This is a genomic window from Nonomuraea sp. NPDC050394 (genome assembly GCF_044459065.1).
GTDB lineage: Bacteria > Actinomycetota > Actinomycetes > Streptosporangiales > Streptosporangiaceae > Nonomuraea.
Genome location: NZ_JBITIO010000028.1, coordinates 28,676 through 44,304, shown reverse-complemented (window position 1 = coordinate 44,304; position 15,629 = coordinate 28,676). Strand labels below are relative to the sequence as shown.

General features: G+C 71.5%; 14 protein-coding genes. 6 read left to right on the top strand and 8 right to left on the bottom strand.

Going from position 1 to position 15,629, the window contains the following annotated elements:
- The first annotated feature begins 68 nt into the window (after positions 1-68).
- A complete protein-coding gene (locus ACIBKY_RS52820) occupies positions 69-1,673 on the top strand; it encodes an AMP-binding protein (protein WP_397109909.1) in 1,605 nt (534 codons plus the stop codon).
- Positions 1,673-1,906 carry a hypothetical protein gene (locus tag ACIBKY_RS52815; RefSeq protein WP_397109907.1) on the top strand — a complete coding sequence of 78 codons (234 nt, stop codon included), beginning with the start codon at positions 1,673-1,675 and terminating at the stop codon, positions 1,904-1,906. Before ACIBKY_RS52820 ends, ACIBKY_RS52815 begins: the two co-directional genes overlap by 1 nt.
- Here the strand turns inward: ACIBKY_RS52815 and ACIBKY_RS52810 are convergent.
- Positions 1,903-2,874, bottom strand: a complete 972-nt coding sequence (locus ACIBKY_RS52810) for an aldo/keto reductase (RefSeq protein ID WP_397109905.1) — start codon at positions 2,872-2,874, stop codon at positions 1,903-1,905. The genes ACIBKY_RS52815 and ACIBKY_RS52810 overlap by 4 nt on opposite strands.
- A 51-nt stretch (positions 2,875-2,925) precedes the next feature.
- Here ACIBKY_RS52810 and ACIBKY_RS52805 point away from each other — a divergent pair, with 51 nt between their 5' ends.
- On the top strand, positions 2,926-3,384 hold the full coding sequence (locus tag ACIBKY_RS52805) for a hypothetical protein (RefSeq protein ID WP_397109903.1): 459 nt from the start codon (positions 2,926-2,928) through the stop codon (positions 3,382-3,384).
- On the opposite strand, the gene ACIBKY_RS52800 is transcribed toward ACIBKY_RS52805, so the two are convergent.
- A complete protein-coding gene (locus ACIBKY_RS52800) occupies positions 3,371-4,957 on the bottom strand; it encodes an ABC-F family ATP-binding cassette domain-containing protein (RefSeq protein ID WP_397109901.1) in 1,587 nt (528 codons plus the stop codon). The genes ACIBKY_RS52805 and ACIBKY_RS52800 overlap by 14 nt on opposite strands.
- Before the next feature lie 101 nt (positions 4,958-5,058).
- On the opposite strand from ACIBKY_RS52800, the gene ACIBKY_RS52795 reads away from it, so the two are divergent.
- Positions 5,059-6,165: an epoxide hydrolase family protein gene (locus ACIBKY_RS52795; RefSeq protein WP_397109899.1), complete on the top strand. Its 1,107-nt coding sequence runs from the start codon at positions 5,059-5,061 to the stop codon at positions 6,163-6,165.
- Between the two features lie 4 nt (positions 6,166-6,169).
- On the opposite strand, the gene ACIBKY_RS52790 is transcribed toward ACIBKY_RS52795, so the two are convergent.
- Both ACIBKY_RS52790 and ACIBKY_RS52785 read right to left on the bottom strand, forming a co-directional pair.
- Positions 6,170-7,378 carry a cytochrome P450 gene (locus ACIBKY_RS52790; RefSeq protein ID WP_397109897.1) on the bottom strand — a complete coding sequence of 403 codons (1,209 nt, stop codon included), beginning with the start codon at positions 7,376-7,378 and terminating at the stop codon, positions 6,170-6,172.
- Positions 7,379-7,389: 11 nt separating this feature from the next.
- Positions 7,390-7,830: a hypothetical protein gene (locus ACIBKY_RS52785; RefSeq protein WP_397109895.1), complete on the bottom strand. Its 441-nt coding sequence runs from the start codon at positions 7,828-7,830 to the stop codon at positions 7,390-7,392.
- 54 nt (positions 7,831-7,884) lie between these two features.
- Between ACIBKY_RS52785 and ACIBKY_RS52780 the strand changes: the two genes are divergently transcribed.
- Together ACIBKY_RS52780 and ACIBKY_RS52775 are read left to right on the top strand one after the other, a co-directional pair.
- Positions 7,885-8,487, top strand: a complete 603-nt coding sequence (locus tag ACIBKY_RS52780) for a TetR/AcrR family transcriptional regulator (protein ID WP_397109893.1) — start codon at positions 7,885-7,887, stop codon at positions 8,485-8,487.
- 83 nt (positions 8,488-8,570) lie between these two features.
- Positions 8,571-10,847, top strand: coding sequence for an ATP-binding cassette domain-containing protein (locus ACIBKY_RS52775; RefSeq protein ID WP_397109891.1), 2,277 nt, complete (start codon positions 8,571-8,573; stop codon positions 10,845-10,847).
- On the opposite strand, the gene ACIBKY_RS52770 is transcribed toward ACIBKY_RS52775, so the two are convergent.
- The 4 genes from ACIBKY_RS52770 to ACIBKY_RS52755 all read right to left on the bottom strand — a co-directional run bounded on the left by ACIBKY_RS52770 (position 10,844) and on the right by ACIBKY_RS52755 (position 15,604).
- A complete protein-coding gene (locus tag ACIBKY_RS52770; protein ID WP_397109889.1) occupies positions 10,844-12,121 on the bottom strand; it encodes an FAD-dependent oxidoreductase in 1,278 nt (425 codons plus the stop codon). The two genes, ACIBKY_RS52775 and ACIBKY_RS52770, sit on opposite strands and share 4 nt — an antisense overlap.
- A gap of 94 nt (positions 12,122-12,215) precedes the next feature.
- Positions 12,216-13,916, bottom strand: coding sequence for a DJ-1/PfpI family protein (locus ACIBKY_RS52765; RefSeq protein WP_397109887.1), 1,701 nt, complete (start codon positions 13,914-13,916; stop codon positions 12,216-12,218).
- Positions 13,917-14,006: 90 nt separating this feature from the next.
- Positions 14,007-15,221, bottom strand: a complete 1,215-nt coding sequence (locus ACIBKY_RS52760) for an amidohydrolase family protein (protein WP_397109885.1) — start codon at positions 15,219-15,221, stop codon at positions 14,007-14,009.
- Between the two features lie 23 nt (positions 15,222-15,244).
- Positions 15,245-15,604: a hypothetical protein gene (locus ACIBKY_RS52755; protein ID WP_397109883.1), complete on the bottom strand. Its 360-nt coding sequence runs from the start codon at positions 15,602-15,604 to the stop codon at positions 15,245-15,247.
- Positions 15,605-15,629 lie beyond the last annotated feature (25 nt).

The following is a 15,629-nucleotide window of genomic DNA, read 5'->3' as shown; positions in this document are numbered from 1 at the left end:
CCCAAGCATGGCACGGCCACCCCCGAACGGGGGTGGCGCCGGGCAGGAGCCTGCCGGATGCTTCGGTCATGGGTGACTCACACGCGTCAGGCGTCTCCGCGCTTCCTCTGCTGGGCCAGACCATCGGGGACAATCTGGAGCGCGCCGCGGCCCGCTTCGCCGATCGTGAGGCCCTGGTCGACGTGGCGAGCGGACGGCGCTGGACCTATGCCGAGTTCGACGCCGCCGTGGACGAGGTCGCGCTCGGCCTGATGGCCAGGGGCGTCGCCAAGGGAGACCGGGTCGGCATCTGGGCGCCGAACTGCGCCGAGTGGGTGCTGACGCAGTACGCCACCGCCAAGATCGGCGCGATCCTGGTCAACATCAACCCGGCCTACCGCGCTCACGAGCTGGACTTCGTGGTCCGCCAGTCCGGCATGCGGCTGCTGGTCAGCGCGGTGGCGTTCAAGACCGGCGACTACCGGGCGATGCTCGCCGAGATCGGCTTCGACCAGGTGGTCTTCATCGGCGAGCCGGGCTGGGACGAGCTGGTGGCCGCCGGCCGCGGGGCCGACCGGGCCGCGCTGCGCGAGCGCGCGGCCACGCTCTCCTTCGACGACCCGATCAACATCCAGTACACCTCGGGCACGACCGGCTTCCCCAAGGGCGCGACGCTCTCGCACCACAACATCCTCAACAACGGCTACTTCGTCGCCGAGGGCCTCGGCTACACCGAGGCCGACCGGGTCTGCCTGCCGGTGCCGCTCTACCACTGCTTCGGGATGGTCATGGGCAACCTCGGGGCCACCTCGCACGGCGCGTGCGTGGTGCTGCCCGCGCCCGGCTTCGACCCCGAGGCCACGCTGCGCGCCGTGGAGAGCGAGCGCTGCACCTCCCTGTACGGTGTGCCGACCATGTTCATCGCCGAGCTCGGCCACCCGCGCTTCGCCGAGTTCGACCTGTCCAGCCTGCGCACCGGCATCATGGCGGGTTCGCCCTGCCCGGTCGAGGTGATGAAGCGGGTGGCCGGCGAGATGCACATGGAAGAGGTGGCGATCTGCTATGGCATGACCGAGACCTCCCCGGTGTCCACGATGACCGGGCGCGATGACGGGCTGGCCCGCCGTACCGAGACGGTCGGGCAGGTCATGCCGCACCTGGAGGTCAAGATCGTGCACCCGGAGACCGGGCTGGTGGTGCCGCGCGGCGAACCGGGCGAGTTGTGCACGCGCGGGTACTCGGTGATGCTCGGCTACTGGGACGAGCCGTCGAAGACGGCCGAGGCCATCGACGCCGCCCGCTGGATGCACACCGGCGACCTGGCCACCATGGACGAGGAGGGCTACGTCAACATCGTCGGCCGGATCAAGGACATGGTCATCCGCGGTGGCGAGAACATCTACCCGCGCGAGATCGAGGAGTACCTGTACACCCATCCCGACGTGGCCGACGTGCAGGTGATCGGCGTGCCGGACAGCAAGTACGGCGAGGAGCTCATGGCCTGGATCGTCATGCGCCCCGGCGCGCGGCCGCTGACGGCCGAGGCGGTCAGGGAGTTCTGCGCGGGCCGCCTGTCCCACTACAAGATCCCCCGCTACGTCCACCTGGTCGAAGGGTTCCCGATGACGGTCACCGGCAAGATCCGGAAGGTCGAGATGCGTGAGCGGGCCGTGGAGCTGCTGGACCTTGGCTGATGCGCGGGCCCGCGCCGACGATCCGCGCCCTGCCCGCCCAGGCCGGCCGGTATCCTGGCCAACCGGCTGCTCATGGCCCCGCCGGCGCGCCCGTCTCCACCCGGGCCTCCTTCGCCGTCGAGGCGGGCCGTCCCGGTCTGCACCAGACCGCCGACAACCCGCCCGTGGGCATCCGCTTCGTCCCGGACGTGGCCAGCCCGCTCGACCACCTGGCCGAGCAGAGCGCCCGCTAGGGCATGTACTCGCGCGCCTGGTAGGGCTCGGACAGGAACGCGACCTCCTTGTCCGACAGCTTCACCGCGGCGGCGGCGATCGCGTCGTCGATCTGCGCCGCCTTGGTGGTGCCGACGATCGGCGCGGTCAGCCCCGGCTGGTGCATGAGCCAGGCCAGCGCGACCTGGGCCGGCGGCAGCTCACGCTCGGCCGCCACCTGGACGAGGCGGTCGAGGATGGCCCGGTTGTTGTCGGTCTCGTAGGTGGCCGGGATGCGGCCGTCGTTGGCGCTGCGCGTCGTGGCCGCCTGCGCGAGGGCGGGCCGGGCCAGGACCCCGCGCGCCAGCGGGCCCCACGGGATCACGCCCACGCCCTGGTCGCGGCAGAGCGGCAGCATCTCCCGCTCCTCCTCGCGGTAGAGCAGGTTGTACTGCGGCTGCATCGACACGAACTTCGTCCACCCGTTGACCTCGGCCACGTGCTGCGCCTTGGCGAACTGCCAGGCCCGCATGGTGGAGGCGCCGACGTAGCGGACCTTGCCGGAGCGCACGAGATCGTGCAGCGCCGCCATGGTCTCCTCGATCGGCGTCTCCTCGTCCCAGCGGTGGATCTGGTAGAGGTCCACGTAGTCGGTGCCGAGCCGTTCCAGTGAGGCGTCGAGCGCGGCCATGATGTGCTTGCGCGACAGCCCGCGGTCGTTCTGCCCCTCGCCCGTGGGGAAGAAGACCTTCGTGGCCAGCACGTAATCCTCGCGCCTGGCGAACGTGCGCCGCAGCACGTTGCCGGTGATCACCTCGCTGCCGCCGGTGCTGTACATGTCGGCGGTGTCGAAGAAGGTGACGCCGCCGTCGGCGGCCCGCCGGACGATGGCCTCCGCCTGCTCCTCGGGGACGAACCAGTCCATCAGGTCCGGATCGCCGAAGCTCATCATGCCCAGGCACACCCGGGACACCTTCAGGCCACTGTTCCCCAAACGGCTGTATTCCATGACATCGATCCTTCCATCCCGCGTTAAGTGATCCGGCCATACGGTTCGCTCATGACCACCAACGATGAGGATCCGGCGATCGCCGTCGCCGATATGGTCGGGCACGTCCTGCGCCTGGCGGGCACCTGGACCCGATGGGACGGCGAGCTCCGCCCGGTCGACGACCGCGTCTACACCCCGCACAAGGCGATCCGCCGGGTGACCGACCACATGATCGACCACCTGGCGGAGGTGGAGGCGCGCCTGGCGGGCCTGCCCACGATCCCCGACCACTGGCACGCCTCCGTCATCACCACGGAGCACGACATGGCGCCCTTCACCGAGGACGACTTCGACGAGGCGGTCAGCAGGCTCAACCGGCTGGCCCAGATCTGGACCGTCCGGCTCGGCTCGCTGAGCGAGCAGTGCCTCGACAACAGCCCCGGCGACGGCTGGAGCATCCGGCGCATCGCCCGCCACCTGGCCGGATCCACCTACTACGCCGACGCCGTGGGCGTCATGCCAGAGTGACCAGCTCGCCGTAGCCGGGGCTCCAGAGGTCCTCGACGCCGTCGGGCAGCACGAGCACCCGGTCGGGACGCAACGCCTCGACCGCCTCCTCGTCGTGGGTGACCATGACCACCGCGCCCTTGTACCCGCCGACCGCCGCGAGCACCTCCGCGCGCGAGGCCGGATCGAGGTTGTTGGTCGGCTCGTCGAGCAGCAGCACGTTGGCCCGCGAGCTGACCAGCCCGGCCAGCGCCAGCCTGGTCTTCTCCCCGCCGGACAGCACCCCGGCCGGCTTGTCGGCGTCGTCGCCGCCGAATAGGAAGGCGCCGAGCACGGTACGCGCCTCGCCGTCGCTCAGCTGGGGCGCGTGCGCGGCGAGGTTCTGCCGCACGGTACGCCCGGGGTCGAGCGTGTCGTGCTCCTGGGCGAAGTAGCCCAGCCGCAGCCCGTGCCCGTGCACGACCCGGCCGGAGTCGGGATGCTCGTGCCCGGCCAGCAGCCGCAGCAGCGTGGTCTTGCCGGCGCCGTTGAACCCGAGCACGACCAGGCGGCTGGCCCGGTCCACGGCGAGGTCGACGCCGCTCAGGACGTCGAGCTCGCCGTAGGACTTGGTGAGGCCGACCGCGCCGAGCGGGGTGCGCCCGCTCGGCGCGGGCTCGGGCAGGCGGATCTTCGCCACCTTGCCGGTACGGCGGGCCGGCCGTACCTCCGCCAGCATGCGGTCGGCCCTGCGGGCCATGTCGCGCGCCCGCGTCGCCGTGGAGGAACGCGCCCGCATCTTGTCCGCCTGCGCGTGCAGGGCGGCGGCCTTGCGTTCCGCCACGGCCCGGTGCCGCGCGTCGCGGCGCTCGCCGGCGGCGCGGTCGGTGAGGTAGGTGTGCCAGCCGGTGTTGTGGATCTCCAGAGCGGCGTGCTCGGCCTCGACGTGCCACACCCGGTTGACCACGTCGGCGACCAGCTCCGTGTCGTGGCTGATCATGACGAGGCCGCCGGAGTAGCCGGTCAGGAAGCCGCGCAGCCAGGTGACGGAGTCGGCGTCGAGGTGGTTGGTGGGCTCGTCGAGCAGCAGCGTGCCCTGGTCGGCGAACAGGACGCGGGCCAGCTCGACCCGGCGGCGCTGCCCGCCCGACAGGGTGCCGAGCGGCTGCGACATGGCCCGCTCCGGCAGGCCGAGCCCGGCGGCCACGCGGGCCGCCTCGGCTTCGGCGGGGTAGCCGCCGCGGGCCTGGAACTCGTCGTCGGCGCGGACGTAGCGGGCCATCGCCCGTTCGTCACCGGCGGCCAGGGCCTGTTCGGCGGCGCGCAGTTCGCGTACGGCGGCGTCCATGCCCCGGGCGGACAGGATGCGGTCGGTGACCGTGACGGCGGGGTCGGCGGCGGCCGGGTCCTGCGGGAGGTAGCCGATCGGCCCGGACACGGTGATCGTGCCGGCCGCCGGGGGCACCTGCCCGGCCAGCGTACGCAGGAGGGTGGTCTTGCCCGCGCCGTTGCGGCCGACCAGGCCGACGCGGTCGCCGGGGGCGATGTGGGCGGTGATGCCGGAAAGAAGAAGACGGGCGCCGACGCGCACGTCGACCCCACGGAAGGTGAGCATGGGATGACACTCCGAAACGACTTAGGGACACACGGGTGGCGGGAAGCGTGTGCGGTGGCTAAGACGTGTAGGGAGTAGACATGCGTCCAGTATAAAGGGCCATGACAATCGAGGCATTTGATATTTCGCTCGGCGACGATGTCCTACTTGACCTGCGGGAACGCCTGAGGCGGACCCTGTACACCACGCCCTCCGACTCGGCCTACTGGGCGGCGGGCGTCGATCCCGGCTATCTGCGCGAACTCGTGACCTACTGGGCCGGGGAGTTCGACTGGCGGGCGGCCGAGGCGAGGCTCAACGCCTTCCCCCAGTTCCTCGCCGACGTGGGCGGGCGCAAGGTGCACTTCGTCCACCTGCGGGCCGAGCGGCCGGAGGGTGCCCTGCCGCTGGTGCTGACCCACGGCTGGCCGAGCAGTTTCGTGGAGATGCTGCGGGTGGCGCCGCTGCTGACCGGGCGGTTCGACGTGGTGATCCCGTCGCTGCCGGGATTCCTGTTCTCCGAGTTGCCGGAGGGGGCGTACACACGGCGCGGCGTCGCCGAGACCTGGCACGAGCTGATGACCGGTGTCCTGGGCTACGAGCGCTTCGGCGCGTTCGGCGGTGACATCGGCGGCGGCGTGACCCAGTGGCTCGGCGCGTTGTTCCCCGAGTCGCTGGCCGGAGTCCATGTAACCTCCGCCGTCCTCACCACCGACTTCAGCCGGCGGCCCGCGACGCCGGAGGAGCAGGCCTACCTCGACCACCTGGCCGCCTACGACGAGCGCGACCAGGGCTACAGCGAGATCATGTGGACCCGCCCCGACACGATCGCCGCCGCGCTGGCCGACTCCCCCGCCGGGCTGGCCGCCTGGATCATCGACAAGTACCGCGACTGGAGCGACTGCGACGGCGACCTGGAAAGGCGGTGGGACAAGGACACCCTGTGCACCGTCGCCACCCTCTACTGGGCCACCGGCACCATCGGCTCCTCCTTCCGCCAGTACTACGACTACCCGAACAACCGGCCCGTCCCGCCGATCTCCGTACCGGCCGCGATCACGCTCAGCAACGAGCCCGCGTACACCGGACTGCCCCGCTCGCTGCCCGAGCGCCTGTGCTCCGACCTGCGCCACTGGAGCACACCCGGCCGGGGCGGCCACTTCATGGCCCACGAGGAGCCCGAGCAGGTGGCCCGCGAGATCACGGAGTTCTTCGGCCCGCTGACCTGAGCGGTCAGGGCTGGATGGTGACCGGGAGGTGTTCCGGTCCGCGGAGGTTCATGCGGCCGTTCATCTCCACCTCGCCGGCGAAGGCGAGGGCGGGGAAGCGGGTGACCAGGCGTTCGATCGCGACCCTGCCCTCCAGCCTGGCCAGGGCGGGGCCGAGGCAGTAATGGACGCCGGCGCCGAAGGAGACGTGGTTGCGCGCCTGCTCACGTTCGATGCGCAGTTCCTCGGCGTCGCTCCCCCAGAAGCGGGCGTCGCGGTTGGCCGAGGCGAGGCAGGCCAGCACGAAGCTGCGTGGCGGGATCGTCCTGCCGCCCACCGTGTACGGCTCCAGCGTGATGCGCCGGGTCTGCTGGACGGGGCTGTCGAAGCGGAGGAACTCCTCGATGGCGTTGGCGGCCAGCTCGGGGCGTTCGCGCAGCAGGGCGAGCTGGGCGGGGTTGCGCAGCAGGGCGGTGACGCCGTTGGCGATGAGGTTCATCGTGGTCTCGTGGCCGGCGATGTAGAGCAGGGCGACCTGGGCGATCAGCTCGTCGTCGCTGAGCCTGTCGCCGTCCTGCTCGGCGGCGATGAGGGCGGTGAGCAGGTCCTGGGCCGGGTGGGCGCGCTTCCAGGCGAGTGCCTCGCGGATGACCTGCGTCATCTCGCCGCCGGCCTTGGACACGGTCGCCAGCAGCTCCTGGTCGGCGACGGGTTCCAGGGTGCGGACCAGCAGGCCGCTCAGGTCGCGGATGCGGGCGTGGTCGGCGGCGGGCATGCCGAGCAGCTTGGAGATCACCGCGAACGGCAGCGGGAAGGCCAGGGTGGCCATGAGGTCGACCCGGCCGGCCGTCTCGATCTCGTCGAGCATGGAGTCGACCAGTCCGGTGATCTCCGGCTCCAGCGCCGCGACCTTGCGCGGGGTGAAGACCTTGCCGACCAGTGAGCGCAGCCGGGTGTGGTCGGGCGGGTCGCGGTCGAGCATGGACATCCCGAGCACGTTGTCGCCCGCGTGGGCGAGCTGGTCGCGCTGGTCGCGGACCGGGCCCGGGTCGAGCTTCCGGTCGTCCACGGACAGCCCGGCGCGCAGAAGCCCGGCGATGTCCTCATACCCGCTCAGAACCCAGAAGCCGAACGGGCTCTCGTGCACCGGCTCGGACTCGCGCAGCCTGCGGTAGGCGGGGTACGGGTCGTCGGTGAAGCCGGGCTCGAACGGGTTGAACAGCAGTTCCGTCATCGGAGAACTCCTCACGCGGTGGATGTGCGGGCGACGAACCACCGGCAGCGGCGGCGGTGGGGCGGGGGTCGCGGCAGCCGTACCGCGTGGACTCCCGTCGCGGCGTGCAGCGTGCGGCGGTGGTGCGCGTCCAGGGCGGCGAGGGCGGGACGGCCGGCGTGGGCGTCCAGCAGGAACCTCGCCCCGGGCATGGCGGCGGACAGGTCGAGCCAGAGGGCGGTCAGCGCCGCGTCGATGTCGGGCGGCCAGTCCTCCAGCAAGGCGTCGAGCCGGGCGTCGAAGGCCCGGTACCAGCGCAGTTGCACCTCGCGCAGGAGCCCGTCGAAGTCCCCGAACTCCGCCGCCACCCGCGCGGCCAGCTCCCCGGAGACGGAGGGGCGTCCGGTCGCGGCGATGTCGGCGAGTACGGCGTGCACGAGCAGATGGCGTTGGCGCGACGATTCCCACGACATCGGTTACCTACTTAGCGTCGGAAACATACACTGCGTATGTCGTATACTCCGCGTATGCCTCCTGTCAAGAGCCGCCGGGAGCAGTACTCCCAGGCGACCAAGGCCGCGCTGCTCGAAGCGGCAACCCGTCGATTCGCCGACCACGGCTTCGCCGCCACCGCGCTGGAAGACGTCGCGGCCGACATCGGCGCCAGCCGCGGCGCGGTCTACCACCACTTCGCCAACAAGTCGGCGCTCTTCGAGGCGGTGCTCGACCTGCTGGAGAAGGAGATGATCCGCCAGGTGGTCGAGGCGACGGCGAGCGCCGCCGGCCCGTGGCAGGCGGCGATGGCGGCGACCGAGCGGTTCCTGGAGTGCTGCTGCGACCCGGTCTACGGGCGGATCGCCTGGCAGGAGGCGCCGCAGGCACTGGGCTGGCACCGGTGGAAGGAGTTCGAGGCGGAGTACGCCTACGGGCTGATCGAGACACTGATCGAATCGCTCGTGGCGGCCGGGGAGCTTCCGGCCATGCCGAGGGAGCCGATGACGCGCATCACCTTCCACATCCTGGGCGCGGCGGGGATCGCGCTCGCCGAGACGCCGGAGGCGGACAAGCAGCGGGTGAAGGCCGACTACCTGGGGACCATCACCCACCTGCTCGGCGGGGCCCGACTTTGATGGCAGGTTGAGGGTTTCCGCGCATTCGCCTCGGCATTTTCCGGGAAACCTTACACGGCATGGTCAATGGAATAATTCAAGACATGCAGCCTTCGGACTACGACGCCGCAGACAACCACGACCTCATCCAGGTCCGTGGAGCCCGAGAGAACAATCTGAAGGGGGTCTCCCTCGACCTGCCCAAGCGCCGGCTCACCGTCTTCACCGGCGTGTCCGGGTCGGGGAAGTCCTCGCTCGTCTTCGACACGATCGCGGCCGAGTCGCGCCGGCTGATCAACGAGACCTACACCGCGTTCATCCAAGGTTTCATGCCGCCGCTGTCGCGGCCCGAGGTGGAGTCGCTGCACAACCTGAGCGCCGCCATCATCGTCGACCAGGAGCGGATGGGGGCCAACGCCCGTTCGACGGTCGGCACGGCGACGGACGCGTACACGATGCTCCGGATTCTGTTCAGCCGGCTGGGTGAGCCCTTCGTCGGGCCCGCCCCGCACTTCAGCTTCAACCGGGCCGAGGGCATGTGCCCGGCGTGCGAGGGCCTGGGCAAGGTCACCGACATCGACGTCAACGAGCTGATCGACAAGGACAAGACGCTCAACGAGGGCGCGGTGACCGCCCCCGGCTACGCCGTCGACACCTGGTACTGGCAGATCATCGTCAACTCCGGCTTCTTCTCCCCCGACCGCAAGCTCGGGGACTTCACCCCCGAGGAGTGGCAGCTTCTCCTGTACGCGCCGGTCACCAAGGTCAAGGTCGGCACGAGCAACCTCACCTACGAGGGACTGGTCCCCAAGATCAGGAAGCAGTACATCGGCAAGGAACGCGACTCCATGCAGTCGGCCGCCCGCGCCTTCGCCGACCGCGCCATCAAGCTCGGCACCTGCCCGGACTGCGGCGGCTCCCGCCTCAACCAGGCGGCCCTGTCCTGCCTCATCGACGGCCGCAACATCGCCGACTGCTCCTCCATGCAGATCAACGACCTGGCGGAGTTCGTCCGCGGCCTCAAGGGCTCCGGCGTCGGACCGATGATCGACACCCTCGGCACGACACTCGACTCGCTGGTCGAGATCGGCCTCGGGTACCTCAGCCTCGACCGCGAATCCGGGACGCTGTCGGGCGGCGAGTCGCAGCGCGTCAAGATGGTCAGGCACCTCAGCTCTCCCCTGACCGACGTCACCTACGTCTTCGACGAGCCCACCGCCGGCCTGCACCCGCACGACATCCAGCGCATGAACGACCTCCTGCTCCAGCTCCGCAACAAGGGCAACACGGTCCTGGTCGTCGAGCACAAGCCGGAGACCATCGAGATCGCCGACCACGTCGTCGACCTCGGCCCCGGCGCCGGTTCCGCGGGCGGCGAGCTCTGCTACGCCGGCGACCTCGACGGGCTGCGCGCCTCGGGCACCCTGACCGGCCGCTACCTCGACCATCGGGTACGGCTGCGCGAGACGTTCCGCACCCCCACCGGTCACCTGCCCGTCACCGGCGCCACCCTCCACAACCTCAGGGACGTGGACGTCGACATCCCCCTGGGCGTGCTGACGGTCGTCACCGGCGTGGCCGGATCGGGCAAGAGCTCGCTCATCCACGGCTACGTGTCCGGCGGCGACGGCGTGGTCGTCGCCGACCAGTCGCCGATCCGCGGCTCCAGGCGCAGCAACCCGGCGACCTACACCGGCGTCCTGGACCCCATCCGCGCCGCCTTCGCCAAGGCCAACGGCGTCAAGCCCGGCCTGTTCAGCGCCAACTCGGAAGGCGCCTGCCCGGCCTGCAAGGGCATCGGCATGATCTACACCGACCTGATGATGATGGCCGACGTCGGCTCGGTCTGCGACGAGTGCGACGGCAAGCGGTTCACGGCCGAGGTGCTGTCGTTCCGGCTTCGCGGCAAGAACATCAGCGAGGTCCTGGCCATGTCCGCGGAAGAGGCCCGCGACTTCTTCACCACCGGTCAGGCCAGGACGATCCTCGATCGCCTGAACGCGGTCGGCCTCGGCTATCTCGGCCTCGGCCAGCCCCTGACCACCTTGTCCGGCGGCGAACGCCAGCGGCTCAAGCTCGCCATCCACATGGCCAAGAACGGCTCCACCTACATCCTCGACGAACCCACCACCGGCCTGCACCTGGCCGACGTGGACCAGCTCCTGGCCCTGCTGGACCGGCTGGTCGACGACGGCAACACGGTCATCGTCATCGAACACCACCAGGCCGTCATGGCCCACGCCGACTGGATCATCGACCTGGGTCCCGGCGCCGGCCACGACGGCGGCCAGATCGTCTTCTCCGGCACCCCGGCCGACCTGATCGGCCAGGGCTCCTCCCTGACCGCCCAGCACCTGCGCAAGTACGTGAGCGCCGGCTAACCGTCACCGAGCGGCGCGATGGCGTCGGTCAGCTCGCGCAGCCGGGCCGCACCCGGCGTCAGCAGCTCCGCGACGGCGAGCGCCGACCTGACCGCGCTCTCCTGGCTGTCACTGCCGGTCAGGTGACTGCCCGCCAGGTAGATCCCGCCCTGTCCCTGGCGGGCGGCCAGCGTGGCGCGGGCCCGCACGGCCGACGGGGTGGCGACGAGCTGACGGAAGGAACGCTGGGCGACGACCTCGGCGGGCGGGCGGTCGCGGTAGGTGATCCAGCTCTTGAACACGTCCACCCCGAGGGCCGGGCCGTACCAATGGGCGGCCTCGGCCCAGCCGTCGTGCACCTGAAGGTTCACCGCCGACCAGTGCCGGCGGTCGGCTGGCTGGTAGGCGGGGTCCAGGTGGACGGCGACCTCGGCCGGCGTGTACGTGAAGGCGCCCAGCGCAAGCCGTAACCGATGCGTGCCCGCCAGCGGGGACAGCAGTGACAGCGCCGCGGGCGCGGGCACGGCCAGCACCACGCAGTCGGCCATGACCGCGCGGCCCGTCGCGTCCACGACCTCGAACCGCCCGTGGTCCCGGCGCAGCGCGCCGACGGGCGAGCCGGTGCGGACCGCTCCAGGCGGCAGCGCGTCCGCCAGCCGCCTGGCCACGTCCTGGGTTCCGGGGACGAGGGCCGACCACAGCGGCGCGTGCTCCCCGGAGGAGGCCGACACGCTCAGGCAGAACTCGATCGCCGCGCGCGCCGACACCTCGGGCGCCTGCTCGTTGGCGCATCGGACGTGGTGGGCCAGCAGAGGGTAGAGCAGCCAGTCCTTGGTCTCGCGCGCGAGCGGCAGCGGCTCGACCAGCTCGGCCAGCGGGATCTCCCAGCTCGGATCGGTCGCCTGGAACTTGGCCGCGGCGGCCAGAAACGTGCCCAGCGCCTTCCACGGCCGTCCCGTCACCGGTGCGCGATCGCCGCGACGCTCGTCGGGCAGGTGCGGGGTGACCAGCATCGGCGCCGCCCGGTCCGGCCCGGTCACGGTGAGCGTGAGCGGCGCGGGGGCGAGGTCGGCGCCGGACAGTCCCAGCAGACGCAGCAGCCGGCCGTGTGCGGGAAAGCCGGTCGGTGACACGTACTGCGCGCCGAGGTCGACGGTGACGCCTTCGGCCCGCACGCTGTGGGCGTGCCCGCCGGCGTGCCGGGCCGCTTCGAGCACGACCACCTCGTGTTCGTCGTCCAGCAGCCACGCGGTGGTCAGTCCCGCCAGGCCACCTCCCACGATCGCGATCCGCATGCGTCACCCCTATGGCAGGCCTCTGACGGGCAGTCAGAAGAAGAGTCAACCCACCACATTAGGCCGCTTCCGCGGAATTGCCCACGCCCCGGCGCTACCGGCTCCCCCGGCGGCCGAGCGCCCACCGCACCGCCCGGCGGCCGGCGACGGCCGCGGCGGCGCCCAGAAGCAGGAGCGCCAGCGCGACGATCGTCGCCGGCCACAACCAGCCGCTGCCACGCAGGTCCACGTCCATCACGGGGTACTCCAGCGTCTTGGCCGCCCACCGGGCGGTCGGCACGTCATAGGTGCGGGCGAGGTCACGCAGGACCGGGTCGAAGGCGAACTCGGCGCCGGTGTGCAGATACTCCGCGCCCGCTTCACCCCGGACGGCGGCCGTGCCCGGCACCAGCAGACGGTCCAGGCCGCCGGCGTCCCGGGCGCGCGGGACGAACGTCAGGCCGTGCCGCGACCTGATCGGCCCCTCGCCGACCGCGACCGTCCGCCCGACCATGGAGTGTTCGGTGTACGTCGCGAACGCCGAGGCCAGCTCCAGCTCCCCCGTCCCCTCGACCAGCCGGACACCGATGGCGGAAGGGCCGACCTGGTAGGAGGAGTTCAGGGCGACGACGGCCACGTCCGCCGGTTCCCAGCCGGAGACCGGGACGGCCCCGGACGCGCCGGGCTTGTAGTGGCGCCAGTGGACCCGGCGGGCGGCCTCGCGGGCGGCGTCCATGCCGACCAGCCGTTCCAGGACGCGCAGTCCGCCGTCGATCCCGGACAGGACGCCGGCCGTGGAGATGACCTCGCCGTCGTCCACGTAGCGGCGGCCGCCGACCCAGCCGACCTTGCGGTAGCCGGCGCGCAGTTCGGGCAGCCGCCACCAGTGGGAGGTCGCGGGCCGGCCGTCCAGCAGCCCGCTGGCCGCCAGCGTGCGGGCCCCCGCGCACACGCTGACGGCCAGCGCCCCGGCCGCCGCCTGCCGGCGCAGCCACGCGGTGATCGCGCCGAGCTCGGCCGGGTGGTTCAGGGCGGGGACGACGACCGCGTCGAGGGTGTCGCGCCCCTCGGCCAGCAGCCGGTCCAGTTCGCCGAAGGTCAGGTCGGGCACCAGGTCGAGGCCGCCGGTCAGCGGTACCAGCCGGGCTCCGGGCGAGACGACGTAGGTGTTGACGCGGCCGGAGCCGGCCAGCACCTCGTACGGCCCGAGCAGGTCGCCGGCGTTGGTGCCGCCGCCGCTGACCAGCAGGGCCACGGTGGGTTTGGCCGGGTCGTGCCCGGCCTGGTTGCCCGCCGGCCGTACCGTGACCGCGTCGGCGCGGGCGGCGTACAGACCCGCGAACTTCCCCGCGGTGTTCACCCCCGAGACCGACGCGGGGACCAGCAGCGCGACCAGCACGACCCCCGCCCGCCCGAACCACCGCGGAGCCAGGCGATGCTCATGGTTCAGGTACTGCTCGCGCCGCCACAGCATGACCGCCGCCATGGCGACGAACATGAGCACATGCCCGATCGTCATCACCAGATGTCCGGATATCACCCCTAACCAGTACGGGACGAGCAGCAGGAGGAACGGGGCGATCATGGCCACGCTCATCTCGGCGATGGCGGGCCACGCGTGGTGGCGTACGCGCATCCACAGCGCCATGCCGAGGGTCATGTCGGCGGCCATGATGAGGACGTCGACGTCGGTTCTGAGGTTTCCCGGCAGGACCGCGTCCCACAGCAGGCCGAGCAGCAACATGCCGGCGAGCATCGCGACGACCATCTCGAGGTAGTGCAGTCCGAATCGCAGCCATCTCTTCGTCTGTGTCATGGCTCGACTATCGGAGCGGGCGGGGCCGTACCCCAGGGATGGGCGCGCGCAGGTCCGGAAACTTGGGGGTCCGGTCTTTCCTGCCGTCGTTCAGCGCGGCTGGCGCACGCCGCGGCGCCAGATCTCGGCGATGGCGCGGGTGGCGGTGATGTCGCGGGTCGGGTCGCCCTCGACCAGGACGAGGTCCGCGCGCAGGCCGGGCAGGACGCTTCCGCGATCCGTGAGTCCGAAGTGGAGCGCGGGCAGGCGGGTGGCGGCGGCCAGCGCCTGTTGGGGCGTGAGCCCGGCCTCGACCAGCAACAGCAGTTCGCGGTGCATGCTCGCGCCGTGCAGCGGGGCGAAGAAGTTCGCGTCGGTGCCGGCCAGCAGGGCGACGCCCGCGCGGTGCAGGACGGCGGCCGTGCTCAGGGCGTTGACGACGCCCTGCGGATGAACGGGCACGACCGAGTGGTCGCGGGCCAGCGCGACCCTGGCCCGCTCGGGCAGGCGGGCGGCGATCCGCTCGTCGCGCACGAGCTCGGCGCCGCGCGGGTCCTGGGTGATCGACTCGATGTACGCCAGCGTGCTGACCACGAAGACGCCCTGCCCGGCGGCACGGGCGGCCAGCTCTTCTGTCACCGGGTCACCGGGCGCGCTGTCATGGAAGACGTGGGCCAGGCCGTCGATGCCGGCGTTCAGCGCGATGGCGGTGTCGCGGGCGGTGGCGACGTGCGCGATCGTCCGCAGCCCCGCCGCGTGCCCCGCCTCGACCAGGGCCTCGACCACGTCCGGGCCGATCACCGGCAGGTCGAGCCCGGCGCTCACGCCGTTGTCGATCACGATCTTCAGGTAGTCGGCGCCCTCGGCCAGCCGCGCCGCCACGAACGCCTCGGCCTGTCCGGCGTCGGCGATCGTGTCGAACGGGCCCACCGCGTCGCCGAGCCAGTCGAGCGCGCCACCCTCGGCGGCCATGATCTGGCTCGGGTGCCCGCCGGGCGCCGTGGCGAGCACGCCGGAGCTGCGCAGGTCGGCCACGTCGTCACGCTCGCCCGCCAGCCGGCGCTGGCGGGCGAGGTTGCCGGGCAGGCAGAACATGTCGAGCTCGGTGGTCACGCCGAAGGTGAGGGCTTGGGCGAGCATGCCGTCGGAGACGTGCACGTGGGCGTCGATCAGGCCGGGCAGCAGGGTCTTGCCCGCGCCGTCGATCTCCACGTCGGCGCGCAGCCCGTCGGGCTCGGCGATCCGGTCGCCGACGATCAGGACATCGGCTTCGGGGAGGGTGCGCTCGCCGGTGAACACCCGGGCACCACGGATCAAAGTACGCATGCGTCTGATAGTACGACCCCAAACTATCTGGTGTCGAATTTGCGGCGGACGATCACCACCACCAGGAGCCCGATGGCCAGCACGTCGAAAAGCGCGCCGGGCGCGTCCCCGAACCGGCCCGGCCCGAGCAGGGCCAGGAAGGTCGCCTTGGTCACGATGGCCGCGCCGGCGGCCGGGATCCGGGCCGAGGGCTGGAAGGCGGCCCAGACGAGCGCGGCGCCGAGCGCCGCCTGCAGCATGCCGCGGTGCTGCAGCAAGGCCAGGGCCATCGGGTCGGACGGCACCGCCATGCCGTACGCGGTGGTCAGGGACGCGGGCACGAACAGGGCGGCGACCGGCGTGGCGGTGATCACGCCGAGCGCCACCAGGATGATCCTGTCCAATATGTTCCCTCAATCTGATTATCAG